This window comes from Streptomyces sp. NPDC000878 (assembly GCF_053599695.1).
The window spans coordinates 1-17,202 of the sequence record NZ_JBSFMT010000029.1 but is presented as its reverse complement, the minus strand read 5'-3'; the positions used below and the strand labels follow the sequence as shown (position 1 = coordinate 17,202).

Annotated in this window: 14 protein-coding genes; 12 read left to right on the top strand and 2 right to left on the bottom strand. The window is 68.0% G+C overall.

Annotation, left to right across the window (positions count from 1 at the left end):
- The first annotated feature begins 30 nt into the window (after positions 1-30).
- From ACWDR4_RS24885 to ACWDR4_RS24850, 8 genes are all read left to right on the top strand, one after another.
- The gene (locus ACWDR4_RS24885; RefSeq protein WP_450411752.1) at positions 31-1,287 is read left to right on the top strand and encodes a glycosyl hydrolase family 28-related protein; all 1,257 of its coding nucleotides are present in this window, start codon (positions 31-33) and stop codon (positions 1,285-1,287) included.
- A 366-nt stretch (positions 1,288-1,653) separates the two neighbouring features.
- Complete coding sequence (locus ACWDR4_RS24880; RefSeq protein ID WP_450411750.1) at positions 1,654-2,715, top strand: ABC transporter substrate-binding protein; 1,062 nt, start codon at positions 1,654-1,656, stop codon at positions 2,713-2,715.
- Positions 2,716-2,851: 136 nt separating this feature from the next.
- Positions 2,852-3,730, top strand: coding sequence for a siderophore-interacting protein (locus ACWDR4_RS24875; protein WP_450411748.1), 879 nt, complete (start codon positions 2,852-2,854; stop codon positions 3,728-3,730).
- Between the two features lie 178 nt (positions 3,731-3,908).
- A complete protein-coding gene (desA, locus tag ACWDR4_RS24870; RefSeq protein WP_450411747.1) occupies positions 3,909-5,396 on the top strand; it encodes a lysine decarboxylase DesA in 1,488 nt (495 codons plus the stop codon).
- Positions 5,397-5,406: 10 nt separating this feature from the next.
- Entirely contained in the window at positions 5,407-6,696 is a 1,290-nt protein-coding gene (locus tag ACWDR4_RS24865; protein WP_450411745.1) for a lysine N(6)-hydroxylase/L-ornithine N(5)-oxygenase family protein, read from the top strand.
- 5 nt (positions 6,697-6,701) lie between these two features.
- Entirely contained in the window at positions 6,702-7,262 is a 561-nt protein-coding gene (locus ACWDR4_RS24860; RefSeq protein WP_450411893.1) for a GNAT family N-acetyltransferase, read from the top strand.
- The gene (locus ACWDR4_RS24855; protein WP_450411743.1) at positions 7,259-9,037 is read left to right on the top strand and encodes an IucA/IucC family protein; all 1,779 of its coding nucleotides are present in this window, start codon (positions 7,259-7,261) and stop codon (positions 9,035-9,037) included. Before ACWDR4_RS24860 ends, ACWDR4_RS24855 begins: the two co-directional genes overlap by 4 nt.
- 101 nt (positions 9,038-9,138) lie before the next feature.
- A complete protein-coding gene (locus ACWDR4_RS24850) occupies positions 9,139-10,032 on the top strand; it encodes a DUF4429 domain-containing protein (protein WP_450411741.1) in 894 nt (297 codons plus the stop codon).
- 82 nt (positions 10,033-10,114) lie between these two features.
- Here ACWDR4_RS24850 and ACWDR4_RS24845 read toward each other — a convergent pair whose 3' ends face one another.
- A complete protein-coding gene (locus ACWDR4_RS24845; RefSeq protein ID WP_450411891.1) occupies positions 10,115-11,686 on the bottom strand; it encodes a purple acid phosphatase family protein in 1,572 nt (523 codons plus the stop codon).
- 164 nt (positions 11,687-11,850) lie between these two features.
- On the opposite strand from ACWDR4_RS24845, the gene ACWDR4_RS24840 reads away from it, so the two are divergent.
- Both ACWDR4_RS24840 and glmS read left to right on the top strand, forming a co-directional pair.
- Complete coding sequence (locus ACWDR4_RS24840; protein WP_450411740.1) at positions 11,851-12,108, top strand: hypothetical protein; 258 nt, start codon at positions 11,851-11,853, stop codon at positions 12,106-12,108.
- Positions 12,109-12,125: 17 nt separating this feature from the next.
- Complete coding sequence (glmS, locus tag ACWDR4_RS24835; RefSeq protein WP_450411738.1) at positions 12,126-13,943, top strand: glutamine--fructose-6-phosphate transaminase (isomerizing); 1,818 nt, start codon at positions 12,126-12,128, stop codon at positions 13,941-13,943.
- 326 nt (positions 13,944-14,269) lie between these two features.
- Here glmS and ACWDR4_RS24830 read toward each other — a convergent pair whose 3' ends face one another.
- Positions 14,270-14,797 (bottom strand): universal stress protein, encoded by a 528-nt coding sequence (locus tag ACWDR4_RS24830; protein ID WP_105974383.1) that lies wholly within the window; start codon positions 14,795-14,797, stop codon positions 14,270-14,272.
- A gap of 382 nt (positions 14,798-15,179) precedes the next feature.
- On the opposite strand from ACWDR4_RS24830, the gene ACWDR4_RS24825 reads away from it, so the two are divergent.
- Positions 15,180-15,476 carry a hypothetical protein gene (locus ACWDR4_RS24825; protein WP_450411736.1) on the top strand — a complete coding sequence of 99 codons (297 nt, stop codon included), beginning with the start codon at positions 15,180-15,182 and terminating at the stop codon, positions 15,474-15,476.
- A 377-nt stretch (positions 15,477-15,853) separates the two neighbouring features.
- Complete coding sequence (locus ACWDR4_RS24820) at positions 15,854-17,146, top strand: helix-turn-helix domain-containing protein (RefSeq protein ID WP_450411734.1); 1,293 nt, start codon at positions 15,854-15,856, stop codon at positions 17,144-17,146.
- Positions 17,147-17,202: the final 56 nt, after the last annotated feature.

Genomic DNA, 17,202 nt, shown 5'->3' with positions numbered 1-17,202 from the left:
CCGTAACTGAGCTTCAGGGGGATTCACCACATGGAAGACACGCAGAAGAACATGCGGGGCACGGGGTACGACACACCCCGTAGCCGAAGACTGTTCCTCGGCGGAGCCGCAGTCGGCGTCACCACCGCTGCCCTCACCGGAATCGGCGCGGCGACCGCGACCGCCGCCGAGGGGGACGCTCCCGAGGTCAACGGCCTCGGGTGGCACGACGTACGCGGCTACGGGGCCACCGGCGACGGCACCACCGACGACACCCTCGCGATCCAGGCGGCCCTGGACGCCTGCGAGCCCGGCAACACGGTGTATCTGCCGGCGGGTCAGTACCGTACGAGCGCGCCGGTGAGGATACCGCCGTACGTCACGCTCCAGGGCACCCACGGCGGCGGCGAGAACGAATGGGGCGCGGCCGACCCCGCGTTCGGGCTGAAGCCGTTGCCGGGGTTCACGGGTGAGGCCGTCGTACTTGTGCTCGACAAGCTCACCGGCGGGTACGCCACCAAGTCCGTCGAGGTGCGGATTCTTCAACTGACCATCGACGGCAGCGCGTTGCCCGCGGGCGGCGCCGAGGTCGACGGGATCCGGGCCGTCGGGCAGGTCCAGCATCTCCAACTGCGGGACGTACAGGTGCGGAAGGTCACCGGGCACGGCATCAACACCACCTACTCGACCGAGCCCAACGGCCCGCAGGCGCCGTTCTGTCTGCACTTCGACCGGGTCTCCGTCCTCTGGCCGGGGACCTTCGGCATCGCGCTCAACAACTCCACGGACTCCGTCCTGCACGACGTGTACGTGCTCGGCGGGAACGGCTCCGGCTGGTGGATCGCGGGGGCCGGCAACTCGACGTTCACCAGCTGCCGGGCCGAGTGGTCGGCCAAGGAGGGCTTCGTGCTGCGGACCTGGCAGGGGATCATCCAGTTCAGCGGCTGCTCCACCGACCGCAACGGCTACGACGGCATCAACGTGCAGAACACCGACGGCAAGGGCATCCTCCAGCTCAGCGGCTGCCGGCTGACTCGCGACGGCCGCAACGGCGGTACGGGCGGGGGCGGTTACGCCGGTCTGAAGGTGCGGAACACCACCGCCAAGGTCTTCGCCGACGGTCTCGTCGTCACCGCAGGGAACGACGACGACGGTTCGCTGGGGGCCTCCCCGGCCCGTGGGGTGTCCGCCGGCAACTCGGCCTGCACTGTCGTGAGTTCGGGCTTCGTCGACGGCGTGGAGATCGACTGGCACGACGACGGCGGCAACACGGTCTTCCAGAAGGCGGCCACTGTCGTCCTGTCGTAGCCCCGGTCCGCCGTCCTGTCGTAACCCTGGTCATCCTGGCTGGAAACCGCGCTGCCGGTGACCGCTCGACATGCTCTCGCAAGGCTCGATCCCGCCCGGGTCGGGCCTTGCGGCCGTTCCGTGCCGCCACCTCCGAGCCACCTGGGCTTCCTTCATCCTCGTGGCACCAGTGTCATCCGAGTACTTGAATAATCACCTACGCAAGCATCACACCTTCGATCCACAGGCTGCTCACAGAAACAGGCGCGCGTCACCCCGGGCGTCCCGCTTCCCGGAACCGCCCCCTGGACAACAGCTGAGGTTAGGCTAACCTACCTTTCGAATTGTCCGGCGGACCGAACCGCCCTGTTCGAAAGCAGCCATCTCATGTTCAACGCCCGTGCCACCCACCTCTCCCGCCGAGGCATACTCGCCACAGGCGGCGCCCTCGGCCTCGGGGCCGTCCTCGCCGCCTGTGGGGACGACGACGCGAAAAGCGGTGGCTCGGACGCGGACGCGTCGAAGGCCGCCGCCACACCCGCCGCCGGCCCCTGGACGTTCAAGGACGACCGCGGCACGACCGCCAAGGCCGACAAGGTGCCCTCCAGCATCGTCGCCTTCACCGGTGTCGCCGCCGCACTCTACGACTACGGCGTCGAGGTCAAGGGCGTCTTCGGCCCGACCACGACCAAGGACGGCAAGGCCGACGTCCAGGCCGGCGACATGGACGTCACCAAGGTGACCGTCCTCGGCAACGAGTGGGGCCAGTTCAACATCGAGAAGTACGCGGCCCTGGCCCCGGACCTCCTCGTCACCACGATGTTCGACAGCGCGGGCACCCTCTGGTACGTCCCGGAGGAGTCCAAGGAGAAGATCCTCGGCGTCGGCGCCCCGACCGTCGGTATCTCCGTGTACGACATCCAGCTGGACCAGCCGCTGCAGCGCATGCTGGAGCTGGCCAAGACCCTCGGCGCGGACACCGCCTCCGCCAAGGTGACCGCCGCGAAGAAGGCCTTCGAGGACGCCGCCGCCCGGCTGCGCGCGGCCACCAAGGCCAAGCCGAACATCAAGGTGCTGGCCGGTTCCGCCGCCCAGGACATCTTCTACGTCTCCGGCTCCAACCTCTCCGTCGACCTGGAGTACTTCAAGGCCCTCGGCGTGAACTTCGTCGAGCCCGCCGCCGATGTCCTCAAGGCGAGCGGTGGCTGGTTCGAGAACCTGAGCTGGGAGAACGTCGACAAGTACAAGGCCGACATCATCATGATGGACAACCGGACGTCGGCGATTCAGCCCGCCGACATCACCGAGGCGACGTGGAAGCAGTTGCCTGCGGTGAAGGCGGACCAGGTGATCGCCCGTAATCCCGAGCCGATTCTGTCTTACGACAAGTGCACGCCGCTGCTCACGAGCCTTGCGGAGGCTATTGAGAACGCGAAGTCGGTCAGTTGACAGCGGGCGCCGGTATCAGCGCCGTGAGTGTTTTAGGTCGTGGGGAACTGCGGGCCCGTTGTGGCTGGTCGCGCAGTTCCCCGCGCCCCTTTGGGGGCGCGTCGTCGCGCCCTCCGACATCACTTCAGGAGGAGTTATGACGACCGCCGTAGCCGCCCCCTTCCGGTTCTTCGCTCTCCATGTCGTACGGACCGTCCGCCTCGGTCCGTCCCTCGTCCGGGTCAGTTTCGGCGGGGAAGATCTGGGCGCCTTTCTGTCCGACGGGTGCGACCAGAGCCTCTCCCTCTTTCTTCCGCACCCGGGGCAGGACGCCCCCGCCGTGCCCGTCGAACTCGGGGACGGGTGGTGGCAGGGGTGGCGTGAACTGCCGGACGACGTACGGGCGGTGATGCGCTCGTACACGCTCCGCGCGCTACGTGCCGACGCCCACGGGCGTACGACGGAGATCGACATCGACTTCGTGCTGCACGGCGTCGAACCGGGCGCCGCCGCCCCCGCCGGGCCGGCCTCCCTCTGGGCCTCCCGGGCCGGTGCCGGTGACCGCGTCCTGCTGCTCGGGCCGGCGATCGCCGACAACCGCGCGATCCGGTTCCGGCCGCCGACCGGCACCGATCTCGTCGTCATCTGGGCCGACGAGACCGCCGTACCGGCCGCCTCCGCGATCCTCGAAGCGCTGCCCGCCGGCACCCGGGCCCAGGTCTGGCTGGAGGCCGGGCACGCCGGGGACATCCAGGATCTGGTGACCGCCGCCGACGCCGAGATCACCTGGCTGGTGCGCGGCGCGGGCGGAGGAAGCGGAGGAACAGGTGCGCCCACGGCCCTGGAGGCGATCCGAGGCACCCAACTCCCGTCCGCCGAGCGGCCGTACGCCTGGATCGCGGGCGAGTCGTCCGTCGTGAAGGAGCTGCGCCGGCATCTCGTGCGTGAGCGTGGCATCGACCGTCGGGCCGTCACCTTCGTCGGGTACTGGCGGCGCGGGCTCAGCGAGGAGCAGTTGCGCGAGCAGTCCGAATGACGGCGGAGGCCCAGATCACAGCTGTGACGGGTGGGGCAGGATCGCACAGGAATCCAACTTAGGTTAGGCTAACCTAAGTTCCACACGTTGGATCGTTGGATCCGTTCGACTGATCCGTTGATCCGTTCGACATGGCGAACCTGCACCTGCCCTCTCTGTCCCCCCGGAGGCTCCCCCGATGCGCTCGCACCTGCTCAATGACACGACCGCGGAGCGGTACCGCCGCTCCGTGACCGAAGGAGTCGAGCGGGTGGCGGCCAGACTCGCCACCACGGACCGTCCGTTCACCGGCGTCACGGTCGACGCCCTCGCCCCCCACATCGACCGGATCGACCTGGACCGGCCCCTCCTCGACGAGGCCGCCGCCCTCGACGAGCTCGAAGAGGTCTATCTGCGGGACGCGATCTACTTCCACCACCCGCGCTACCTCGCCCACCTCAACTGCCCGGTCGTCATACCGGCGGTGCTCGGCGAGGCGATCCTCTCCGCCGTCAACTCCTCCCTGGACACCTGGGACCAGTCGGCCGGCGGCACCCTCATCGAGCGCAAACTGATCGACTGGACGAACGAGCGCATCGGCCTCGGCCCCGCCGCCGACGGCATCTTCACCAGCGGCGGCAGCCAGTCCAACCTCCAGGCGCTGCTGCTGGCCCGCGAGGAGGCGAAGCCAGGGCGGGCAGGGTGGGAGTATCCAGCCTCGTTCGCCAAACTGCGCATCTTCGCCTCCGACGTCAGCCACTTCAGCGTGAAGAAGTCCGCGAAACTGCTCGGGCTGAGCGCCGATTCGGTCGTGTCCATCCCCGTCGACCACGACAAGCGGATGCAAACCGTGGCGCTCGCCCATGAGTTGGAGCGCTGCAAGCGCGCCGGGCTCGTCCCCATGGCCGTCGTCGCCACCGCCGGTACGACCGACTTCGGGTCCATCGACCCGCTGCCCGAGATCGCCGAACTCTGTGCCCAGTACGGCACTTGGATGCACGTCGACGCCGCGTACGGCTGCGGACTGCTCGCCTCGGTCAAGCGCCGCGACCTCCTCACCGGCATCGAGCGCGCCGACTCGGTCACCGTCGACTACCACAAGTCCTTCTTCCAGCCGGTGAGTTCGAGCGCCCTGCTGGTCCGCGACTCGGCCACGCTCCGCCACGCCACCTACCACGCGGAGTACCTCAACCCGCGTCGCATGGTGCAGGAGCGCATTCCCAACCAGGTCGACAAGTCCCTCCAGACGACCCGCCGCTTCGACGCCCTCAAGCTGTGGATGACCCTGCGCGTGATGGGCGCCGACGGCATCGGCCAACTCTTCGACGAGGTATGCGACCTGGCCCAGGAGGGCTGGGAGCTGCTCGCCGCCGACCCGCGCTACGACGTCGTCGTCGAGCCCTCCCTCTCCACCCTCGTCTTCCGCTACATCCCCGCCGCCGTCACCGACCCCTCGGAGATCGACCGCGCCAACCTGTACGCCCGCAAGGCCCTGTTCGCCTCCGGTGCGGCCGTGGTCGCGGGGACGAAGGTCGGCGCCCGCCACTACCTCAAGTTCACCCTGCTCAACCCCGAGACCACGACGGACGACATAGCCGCCGTACTCGATCTGATCGCCGGCCATGCCGAGCAGTACCTGGGAGAATCCGTTGACCGCGCCGTTTCCGTCGTCTCCGTCGCTTCCTGAAGCCGCAGCCATGAAGAAGACTGCTGAAGCCCGCAACAGGACCTACGACTTCGTCGGGATCGGTCTCGGCCCCTTCAACCTCGGCCTCGCCTGCCTCACCGAGCCGATCGACGAACTCGACGGCGTCTTCCTGGAGTCGAAGCCCGACTTCGAGTGGCACTCGGGGATGTTCCTCGACGGCGCCCATCTCCAGACGCCGTTCATGTCGGACCTGGTCACCCTCGCCGACCCGACCTCCCCCTACTCCTTCCTCAACTACCTGAAGGAATCGGGGCGGTTGTACTCGTTCTACATCCGCGAGAACTTCTATCCGCTGCGAGTCGAGTACGACGACTACTGCCGCTGGGCCGCCAACAAGTTGACGAGCGCCCGCTTCAACACGACGGTCGCCGAGGTGACTTACCAGGACGAGGACGAGCTGTACGTCGTCCGTACGGTCGCCGGTGACCTCTACCGGGCCCGCAAGCTCGTCCTCGGCACCGGCACTCCCCCGTACATCCCGGACGCGTGCGCCGACCTGGACGGCGACTTCATCCACAACTCCCAGTACATGCGGCACAAGCGGGAGTTGCAGGCCAAGGAGTCGATCACGCTCGTCGGCAGTGGTCAGTCGGCCGCCGAGATCTACTACGACCTCCTCAGCGAGATCGACGTCCACGGCTACCGGCTCAACTGGGTGACGCGTTCGCCGCGTTTCTTCCCGCTCGAATACACCAAGCTGACGCTGGAGATGACCTCCCCGGAGTACATCGACTACTTCCGCGCGCTGCCCGAGCGGACCCGTTACCGCCTCACGCAGGACCAGAAGGGCCTGTTCAAGGGCATCGACGGCGAGCTGATCAACGAGATCTTCGACCTGCTCTACCAGAAGAACCTCGGCGGCCCGGTCCCCACCCGGCTCCTCACCAACTCCGCGCTCAACAGCGTGAGTTACGAGAGCGGGAGCGGGACGTACACGCTCGGTCTGCGTCAGGAGGAGCAGGAGAAGGAGTACACCCTGGACACCCAGGGCCTGATCCTGGCCACGGGCTACAAGTACGCCGAGCCGGAGTTCCTGAAGCCGGTGCGCGACCGGCTGCGCTACGACACCCAGGGCAACTTCGACATCGGCCGCAACTACGCGATCGACACCACCGGACGCGGGGTCTTCCTCCAGAACGCCGGAGTCCACACCCACTCGATCACCTCGCCCGACCTGGGCATGGGCGCGTACCGCAACAGCTTCATCATCGGCGAGCTGCTCGGCAGCGAGTACTACCCGGTCGAGAAGACCATCGCCTTCCAGGAGTTCGCCGTATGACCTCCATGACCTCTGCGACATCCATGAATCTCTCCCTCCGGCCGCTCGACCCCCTCAAGGACGCCGAGCTGCTGCACACCTGGGTCACGCACCCCAAGTCGGCCTTCTGGATGATGCAGGACGCCAGACTCGAAGACGTCGAGCGTGCCTACATGGACGTCGCCGCCGACGAGCACCACCACGCTCTCCTCGGCCTCCGGGACGGCGTACCCGCCTTCCTGATGGAGAAGTACGACCCCGTCCACCGCGAACTGGTCGGCCTGTACGAGCCGCAGCCCGGCGATGTCGGCATGCACTTCCTGGTGCCGGCGACCGACACACCCGTGCACGGCTTCACCCGGGCCGTCATCACGGCCGTGATGGACGAGCTGTTCGCCGACCCGCGCACCCGCCGGGTCGTCGTCGAGCCCGACGTCACCAACAAGGCCGTCCACGCGCTGAACGAGGCCGTCGGCTTCGTGGCCGAGCGCGAGATCCAGAAGCCGGAGAAGCGGGCGCTGTTGAGCTTCTGCACCCGCGAACAGTTCCTGACCGCCCGTGCGGCAGCCCGAGGAGTAGCGATATGACCCTGTCCGACGCCGTGGCGCACCTGTCCCCCGAGCGCTGGGCACAGGCCAACCGCCTCCTGATCCGCAAAGCCCTCGCCGAGTTCGCCCACGAGCGGCTCATCACCCCCGAGCCCGAGAAGGGCAGGGAGGACAGCTACGCCGTACTCGGCGACGACGGTCTGACCCGCTACCGCTTCACCGCCGTACGTCACGCCCTCGACCACTGGCAGGTCGACGCCGACTCCATCTCCCGGCACCGCGACGGGGCCGAACTCCCGCTCTCCGCCCTCGACTTCTTCATCGAGCTGAAGAAATCACTCGGCCTGAGCGACGAGGTCCTCCCGGTCTATCTGGAGGAGATCTCCTCCACCCTCTCCGGCACCTGCTACAAACTCACCAAGCCGCAGATCCCCGTCGCCGACCTCGTCGGAAGCGACTTCCAGGCGATCGAGACCGGGATGACCGAGGGCCACCCCTGCTTCGTCGCCAACAACGGACGGCTCGGCTTCGGCGTGCACGAGTACCTCTCGTACGCACCCGAGACCGCGAGCCCGGTCCGGCTGGTGTGGCTGGCCGCGCACCGCTCGCGCGCCGCCTTCACGGCGGGCGTCGGCATCGAGTACGAGGCCTTCCTGCGCGCGGAGTTGGGGCAGGAGACGGTCGTCCGCTTCCGTACGAAGCTCAGCGACCAGGGCCTCGACCCCGCCCAGTACCTCTTCATCCCGGTGCACCCGTGGCAGTGGTGGAACAAGCTCACCGTCACCTTCGCAGCCGAGATCGCCCAGCAGCATCTGGTCTGCCTGGGCGAGGGCGACGACGAGTATCTCGCCCAGCAGTCCATCCGGACCTTCTTCAACCGGTCCAACCCCGAGAAGCACTACGTCAAAACGGCTCTCTCGGTCCTCAACATGGGCTTCATGCGCGGGCTTTCGGCCGCCTACATGGAGGCGACCCCGGCCATCAACGACTGGCTGGCCCAACTCATCGACAACGACCCGGTGTTGAAGTCCACGGGCCTGTCGATCATCCGTGAGCGCGCGGCCGTCGGCTACCGCCACCTGGAGTACGAGGCCGCCACCGACCGCTACTCCCCGTACCGCAAGATGCTGGCCGCGCTCTGGCGCGAGAGCCCGGTGTCGTCCCTCGGGGACGGCGAGTCGCTGGCCACCATGGCCTCGCTCGTCCATGTCGACCACGAGGGGCGCTCCTTCGCCTCGGCGCTCATCGAGCAGTCGGGCCTGAACCCGAAGGAGTGGCTGCGCGGCTACCTCCGGGCCTACTTCACCCCGCTCCTGCACAGCTTCTACGCCTACGACCTCGTCTACATGCCGCACGGCGAGAACGTCATCCTCGTCCTCAAGGACGGCTCCGTGCAGCGCGCGATCTACAAGGACATCGCCGAGGAGATCGCCGTCATGGACCCGGACGCGGTCCTGCCGCCGACGGTCGAACGGCTGCGCGTGGACGTCCCGGAGGAGAAGAAGCTCCTGTCCATCTTCACGGACGTCTTCGACTGCTTCTTCCGCTTCCTGGCCGCGAACCTCGCCACCGAAGGCGTCCTGGAGGAGGACGACTTCTGGCGGACGGTCGCCGACACCGTCCACGACTACCAGGCGGCCACCCCCGAACTCGCCGACAAGTTCAAGCAGTACGACATGTTCGCGCCCGAGTTCTCCCTGTCCTGCCTCAACCGCCTCCAACTGCGCAACAACGAGCAGATGGTGGACCTCGCGGACCCGGCCGGCGCCCTCCAGCTCGTCGGCAACCTGAAAAACCCCATCGCGGGTCTGTAGCGGTAGCGACACCGCAACACCCGCCCCCCATACAGACGGGCACCTCGGAGTACGGTCCTCCGAGGTGCCCGTCGTCGTACGTATCGGGAACAATTGCCGTCATGGCGGAAATCATCCAGAAGGACGGCACGTGGGTCTTCGACGGCGACGCCCTCCGGCTCACCCCTGGACGTGACAAGAACGTCAGCCTGCTCCGCAAGACCCTGGGCGAACTCGCCGTCCCCCTCCACTCGTTGGCCGGTGTCTCCTTCGAACAGGGCAGAAAGTCGGGGCGGTTGAGGATCCGGCTGCGCGACGGCGCCGACCCACTGCTCCAGGCGACCGGCGGCAAGCTGGCGGAGCCCAACGACCCGTATCTGCTGAACGTCGAGTCCGACCGGTACGGCGTCGCCGAGTACTTCGTGGACGAGGTCCGCAACGCGCTGCTGCTCGACGAGGTGCCGGCCGGCGCCGTCGACCGCTATCTGCTGCCCGGCCCCGCCGTACCGCTGTCCGTGTCGGCCGGGGACGGCACCGCGACCTTCGACGGTGAGCACGTCCGGCTGGAGTGGAACTGGAAGACGGAGGACGCGAAGGCCGCCGCCGGCCCCCGTTCCCTGGCCGTCGCCGACATCGCGGCCGTGGAGTGGCATCCGGCGGTGGGCCTGGAGAACGGCTATCTCCGCTTCGGTGTGCGGCACGCGCCGACCAAGGCCCCGCCGAAGTACGACCCCAACTCCGTCGAGCTGTGGGGGTTCAAGAAGGACCCGCTGATGGCCCTGGTCGCGGCGGCCGTCCAGGCCCGCCTGCCGCATCCGACGGCGCCCGCAACGGACGTACCACCGAAGGAACTTGCCGCAGCGGCACCATCAACACCCGACAACGCACCGCCCGCCGAACACGACCACGACGCCCAGCTCCGCCGACTCCGTGAACTCGGCGAACTGCATCAGTCGGGCGTACTCACGGACGAGGAGTTCGCCCTCGCCAAACAGGCGGTCCTCCGGCGCATGTAGAGCCACATGAAAGACATGCAACTCGCGCCGAAGAACCGCCTGTTGGTGTCGTACGCCCTGCCTTCGGGGCATACGCGCACGCTCAGCGTACGCGGCGCGCGACCGTGAAGCGGTCGACCTCCTCGCCCATCTCCGCGATGCCCCGCACGGTCAGCGTGGCGAGGCGGCCCCGGGAGGCGGGGGTGACGTCGACGCGCAGGAACGAGTAGTCGAGGTAGCGCACGCGCGACCAGGTGACCGTCTCGTTGACCTTGCCGTCCTTGGTGTTGATGAAGGAGGCGACCGAGTCGACCTCGTTCTCGTGGCCCTCGTAGGACTGCGGGGCGGTGAACGCGTACAGGCTGCGGCCCGCCGCGCCCGCCGTCACGTAGACGACACCGTCGGTCTCGGGGTACGAAGTCCCGCCGATCGGGAGCTTCTTGGTGACCTTGCCCGCCTTGATGACGTCCGTGCGCTCGTACTGGTGGTTGTGGCCGTTGATGACCAGGTCGACCGTGTACTTCTCGAACAGCGGCACCCACTCCTGGCGCACGCCCCCCTCCGAGGCGTGCGCGGTGGAGGTGCAGTAGGCGCAGTGGTGGAAGAAGATCACGACGAAGTCGACGTCCTTCGAGGCACGGAACTTCTTGAGCTGCGCCTCCAGCCACTTGGTCTGCGTGCCACCGGAGATGCCGAGGTTGGCGGGGATCTCGTACGAAATATCGTTGGCGTCCAGCGAGATGACCGCCGTGTTGCCGTAGACGAAGGAGTACACGCCCGGGAGGTTCTTGGGGTCCGGGCCGTTGTCGGGGAGGTTCCAGCGGGCGTCCTCGCCGCCGTAGCCGTTGGGCGAGTACCAGGCCTCCATGTCGTGGTTGCCGTAGGCCGGCATCCACGGGACGGACTTGGCGACCGACTCGGTCTGCGCGAGGAACTGGTCCCAGATGCGCGAGTCGAAGCCGGTGTCCGAGGTCTGGCCCGAGCCGGACGGGTCGGCGTAGCAGATGTCGCCGGCGTGCAGGTGGAAGGCCGGGTTCTGGCCGAGCAGCAGGCTGTTGTTGGCGAGGCCGTGGTAGCCGACGCCTTCGTCGCCGAAGGCCGTGAAGGTGAACGGCTCCTTGTGCACGGGCGCGGTGGTGAAGGTGCCGAGGGTGCCCAGCAGATGCGCCTCGGCCGGGTCGAAGCCCGCGTGGCCGACGCCGTAGTAGTACGTCCTGCCGGGGCGCAGGTGGGTGAGCTTGGCGTGCACGTAGTACTGGGTGTGGTCGGCGCTGACGCCGACGCCGGCCGGGGTGTAGAGGGTGCGGATCTCGGCGTCGATCCTGTGGGAGAGGTCCCAGGGGTGGGCGCCGATCCGGATGAAGGGCTTCTTCACCGCGACCGGGACCTGCCAGGAGACGGTGATCTCCGTGCGGGGGTCGTTGCCCCAGGCGAGGTGCCGGCCGAAGGGGGCGACGAGCGCGCCGTCGACCTTCTCGGGCTGCTTGTACGTCTGTGTCGGTACGGAGGTCCGCGTGGCGGCCTGGGCTGCGCCCGGCACGAACGCACCGCCCGCGACGGCGCCCACGGTGACGGCGCCGCTTCTGATCATCGTGCGCCGCGAGAACTTGGCGCGAAGGTACTCGTGCTGCTCGGCCATGCTCATGCGCGCGGCGAGCTGCTCCGGTACGCCCATGCGAGGAGTGTCCATGGCTGAAAAAGGTGCTCTGGGCAGCCATCGCTACGCAGGACACAGGATGAACAGGCCCCGAACAGGGTCCCATAAGAGTTTCAACAGACCGTTGCCCGATATCGGGCAGGATTCTTGCGATTGCCAGCGCTTTACCTCAGGATCGTCGAGTGCACGACGAACTCGTTGATCATCTGACGCGTACCACACCCCTCGCACGGGGTGAGGCGCTCCGGGTGATTCAGGACGTTCTCGCCTACTTCGACGAGACAACCGAGGAATATGTCCGTCGCCGCCACCGCGAACTCCAGGGCCAGGGCCTGGTGAACGCGACGATCTTCGACCGGATCGAGGCGGACCTGAAATACCGCGCGGTCGCACCACCGGAGCTGACCCTCCGCCAGCTGCGCCGCATCGTCTACGGCTAGGGACCAGGTACCCATATATGTGCGGAATTGTCGGATACATCGGCAGGCGTGACGTGGCGCCGCTGCTCCTCGAAGGCCTTCAGCGCCTGGAGTACCGCGGCTACGACTCGGCGGGCATCGTCGTCACCTCGCCGAAGGCGGCGGGCCTGAAGATGGTCAAGGCCAAGGGCCGGGTCCGGGACCTGGAGGCCAAGGTCCCCAAGCGCTTCGCCGGCACCACCGGCATCGCCCACACCCGTTGGGCCACGCACGGCGCCCCCTCCGACCACAACGCGCACCCGCACATGTCGGCCGACAACAAGGTCGCCGTCGTCCACAACGGGATCATCGACAACGCCTCCGACCTGCGCAAGAAGCTCGAAGCCGACGGCGTCGAGTTCCTCTCCGAGACGGACACCGAGGTCCTCACCCACCTCATCGCCCGCTCCCAGGCGGAGACCCTGGAGGAGAAGGTCCGCCAGGCGCTCAGGATCGTCGAGGGCACGTACGGCATCGCCGTCATGCACGCCGACTTCACCGACCGGATCGTGGTCGCGCGCAACGGCTCGCCGGTCGTCCTGGGCATCGGCGAGAAGGAGATGTTCGTCGCCTCGGACGTCGCCGCGCTGGTCACCCACACGCGGCAGATAGTGACGTTGGACGACGGCGAGATGGCCACGCTGAAGGCCGACGACTTCCGCACGTACACGACGGAGGGCACCAGCACCACGGCGGAGCCGACCACCGTGGAGTGGGAGGCCGAGTCGTACGACATGGGCGGCCACGACACGTACATGCACAAGGAGATCCACGAGCAGGCCGACGCCGTCGACCGCGTCCTGCGCGGCCGGATCGACGACCGCTTCTCCACGGTCCACCTCGGCGGCCTCAACCTGGACGCCCGCGAGGCGCGTGCCGTGCGGCGCGTGAAGATCCTCGGCTGCGGCACCTCGTACCACGCGGGCATGATCGGCGCCCAGATGATCGAGGAGCTGGCCCGTATCCCCGCCGACGCCGAGCCGGCCTCCGAATTCCGGTACCGCAACGCGGTCGTCGACCCCGACACCCTCTACGTCGCCGTCTCCCAGTCCGGTGAGACGTACGACGTGCTGGCCGCCGTACAGGAGCTGAAGCGCAAGGGCGCGCGGGTGCTGGGCATCGTGAACGTGGTCGGTTCGGCGATCGCCCGCGAGGCGGACGGCGGGATGTACGTGCACGCGGGCCCCGAGGTCTGCGTCGTCTCGACCAAGTGCTTCACCAACACCACGGTCGCCTTCGCCCTGTTGGCCCTGCATCTCGGCCGCACCCGCGACCTCTCCGTCCGGGACGGCAAGCGGATCATCGAGGGCCTGCGCAGGCTGCCCGGACAGATCACCGAGATCCTGGACCAGGAGGAGGGGATCAAGAAGCTGGCCGAGCAGTACGCCGAGGCCCGCTCGATGCTCTTCATCGGCCGCGTACGGGGCTATCCGGTGGCCCGCGAGGCCTCGCTGAAGCTCAAGGAGGTCTCGTACATCCACGCCGAGGCCTACCCCGCCTCGGAGTTGAAGCACGGCCCGCTGGCCCTCATCGAGCCGGCCCTCCCCACGGTCGCGATCGTCCCGAACGACGACCTCCTGGAGAAGAACCGCGCCGCCCTGGAGGAGATCAAGGCCCGCAGCGGCCCCATCCTCGCGGTGGCCCACCAGCACCAGGAGAAGGCCGACCAGACGATCGTCGTCCCGAAGAACGAGGACGAACTGGACCCGATCCTGATGGGCATCCCCCTCCAACTCCTGGCATACCACACGGCATTGGCCCTGGGCCGGGACATCGACAAGCCGAGGAACCTGGCGAAGTCGGTAACGGTGGAATAGACGTTCAGAGGGACGCTCCCCAAAGGGGCGCGAGGAACTGCGCGACCAGCCCCCACGCACCCGCAGAGGCCAACGAACAGAAACGAACCCCCCGTGTTGCCACCAACCACGGGGGGTTCGCCATATGACCGAGGGCCGCCCAAACCCCCAGCCTGCGCAGCTAACCGGTGGCCGTCACACCCCGGCCGGCAGCACGCCGCGGAAGAACCAGCTTGTGCGGTGACCGGTATATGCCCTTCACAAGCGCACAAACACATCTACGCGCAAGTAGATTTGCACGTCCCACCGGAAGGAGCGGAGGCCAAAGGGGGTAATCGGAGCGGGAGTTACGGGATGACGACGACCGGCCGCTGCGCCCGCTTGGCCAACCGCCCCGCCACCGACCCGAAGATCCGGCCGACGATCCCGTGGGTCGAGCCGACGACGATCGCGTCGGCCTCGTACTCCCGCCCCACCTCTTCGAGTTCGTGGCAGATGTCGCCGCCACGCTCGACAAGGATCCAGGGCACTTCGGCCAGATAGTCCGCGCAGGCGAGTTCGAGCCCGAGGACCTCGGTCCGGTGGTCGGGCACGTCGACGAAGACAGGTGGCTCGCAGCCGGCCCACACCGTGGTGGGCAGCCGGTTGGCGACATGCACGATGATCAGGCCCGAACCGGAGCGGTGGGCCATGCCGATGGAGTAGGCGAGGGCGCGCTCACTCGACGTCGAGCCGTCAAAACCGACGACGACACCGTGCTTGAACGCGGGGTCGCAGGACTGACGTGATTCTTCCGCCGCCAAGGGCTCGGCCGCCGTGTGATCGGCGACGGGGCGCTTGCGGTCCGCGGGATCCAGGAATTCGTGACCGGCCATGGGTGTCTCGGCGTTTTGATCCTCGTGATGGGACGACGTGATGTGGGACGACAGTGTGCGTCGGAGCTGTGTCCGGGAATCATCTTCCCAACCCCATACCCCCAAGGGTACGGCGGCACGCCTCCTTAGCCCATAGCTCGCACAGGCCCCGGACGGGGTTCCAGGGAGCATGCACGAGGGGGTGCCCGTAACGCAATGGTTGCTGCCACGTACAGGCTGTTTCCACAGGGTTCGCGTACTTCTCGCCTACGTCGATCACGATCACGCACGTCTTCCGGACACCCTTGGTCGGCGATCGGCCAGTGACCGGCCGGCGATCGACCAGTGACCGACTGCTCGAACAAGCGTTGAACCCGGTGACCCACCGTCACAGGGAGCAGTCATGACCTCACCGACGCAGGACTCCGCGAGCGACCTCGTCCGCTGGGCGGCCTTCAGCTGCGTCCTGGTCCCCGTGGTGCTCGTCCTCTACGGCACCTCGCTGGGCGGCGCGGCCGGTACGGCGCTGGGGCTGGCGGCCGTGACAGGGGTGTGCCGGGTGCTGCTGCGGCAGTCCGAGCGCGGCGCGGCCCGGACGCCGGCCGAGGAGAGCGCCGCGCACCGGGGGCGGCACAGCCGAACCCATTCGACTACCCAGCGCGGCGGTCGACACTCCGGCGGAACTACACCGGTCGACTGACCTGTTTTCGCGCACGCGCCCGATGCTTTTCAGCCAACTTCCGGCCACCGCACATCCCTTGGCCGAACAACCCCCAAACCCCTGTTCCACCTGCACTGAAAGGGTCCAGACGGGCCCGCGCACCCTACGCGGATTGGCCACTACGACGAGGCGCACTTCCCTGCACGGCCCACGAGTGCAACGCTTCGTGATCGAATGCTTTACGCCAAGTTGCCAAGTCGACAATCTGCCGGGTACCGAACTGGTCACCTCGGCATCATGCGACACAGTAGATTCGATCTTGACTGTCTACGGCGGGGGACTCGTGCAGGACCGAGGGGAAACGTGCAGGAGCGACACAACCGAGGAGCCGCGACCACCGAGGGGGGCTTAGCAGTATGAGCCACGACTCCACTGCCGCGCCGGAAGCCGCGGCCCGGAAACTTTCCGGGCGACGCCGCAAGGAGATCGTCGCGGTGCTGCTGTTCAGCGGCGGCCCCATCTTCGAGAGTTCCATACCACTTTCGGTGTTCGGGATCGACCGCCAGGATGCCGGAGTGCCGCGCTACCGACTGCTGGTGTGCGCCGGAGAGGACGGCCCGCTGCGAACCACCGGCGGGCTGGAACTGACCGCGCCGAACGGCCTGGAGGCGATCGCTCGGGCAGGCACGGTCGTCGTGCCCGCCTGGCGTTCGATCACCGCGCCGCCACCTGAGGAGGCGCTCGACGCACTGCGCCGGGCGCACGAAGAGGGTGCGCGGATCGTAGGCCTGTGCACAAGCGCGTTCGTCCTCGCGGCGGCGGGCCTGCTGGACGGCCGCCCGGCGACGACACACTGGATGTACGCGCCGACACTGGCGAAGCGCTATCCGTCCGTGCACGTCGACCCACGGGAACTCTTCGTGGACGACGGGGACGTACTGACAAGTGCGGGCACCGCCGCGGGTATCGATCTCTGTCTCCACATCGTGCGGACGGATCACGGCAACGAGGCGGCCGGTGCGCTGGCCCGCCGACTGGTGGTCCCGCCGCGCCGATCGGGCGGCCAGGAGCGCTACCTCGATCGGTCTTTACCAGAGGAGATCGGCGCCGACCCGCTCGCCGAGGTCGTCGCCTGGGCGCTGGAGCACCTCCACGAACAGTTCGACGTGGAGACGCTGGCGGCGAGGGCGTACATGAGCCGTCGGACGTTCGACCGCCGGTTCCGCTCGTTGACGGGCAGCGCGCCTCTGCAGTGGCTGATCACGCAACGCGTCCTCCAGGCCCAGCGCCTGCTGGAGACGTCGGACTACTCGGTGGACGAGGTCGCGGGCCGCTGCGGCTTCCGTTCGCCGGTGGCTCTGCGCGGCCACTTCCGCCGCCAGCTGGGCTCGTCCCCGGCCGCGTACCGCGCGGCGTACCGGGCGCGCAGGCCGCAGGGTGAGCGGGTGCAGGATCCGGACGGTGCGGTGGGTGGGGCGCAGGGTGGCCCCGGCGGCGGCATGGGTACGCCGACCACGGCCGGCCAGGGACACGGGCACGGCCCGGGTCACGGCCACGACCGTGCCCCGCACTCGGAGAGCCCGGTCCCGATCCAGGCGCGTCGTACGGCGGCTGCGGCCAGCGCGGTCGGGTTGTCGGCGGAGCATGCGCGGGACCCGTATGTCGGGAGCCGGGCGAGCAGTCTGCCAGGGCAGCGGAGCGGCTCGTAAGGGTCCGCGACTTGTGAACGTGGGACGGGCCGGGGTCAGGTACCCCGGCCCGTCCC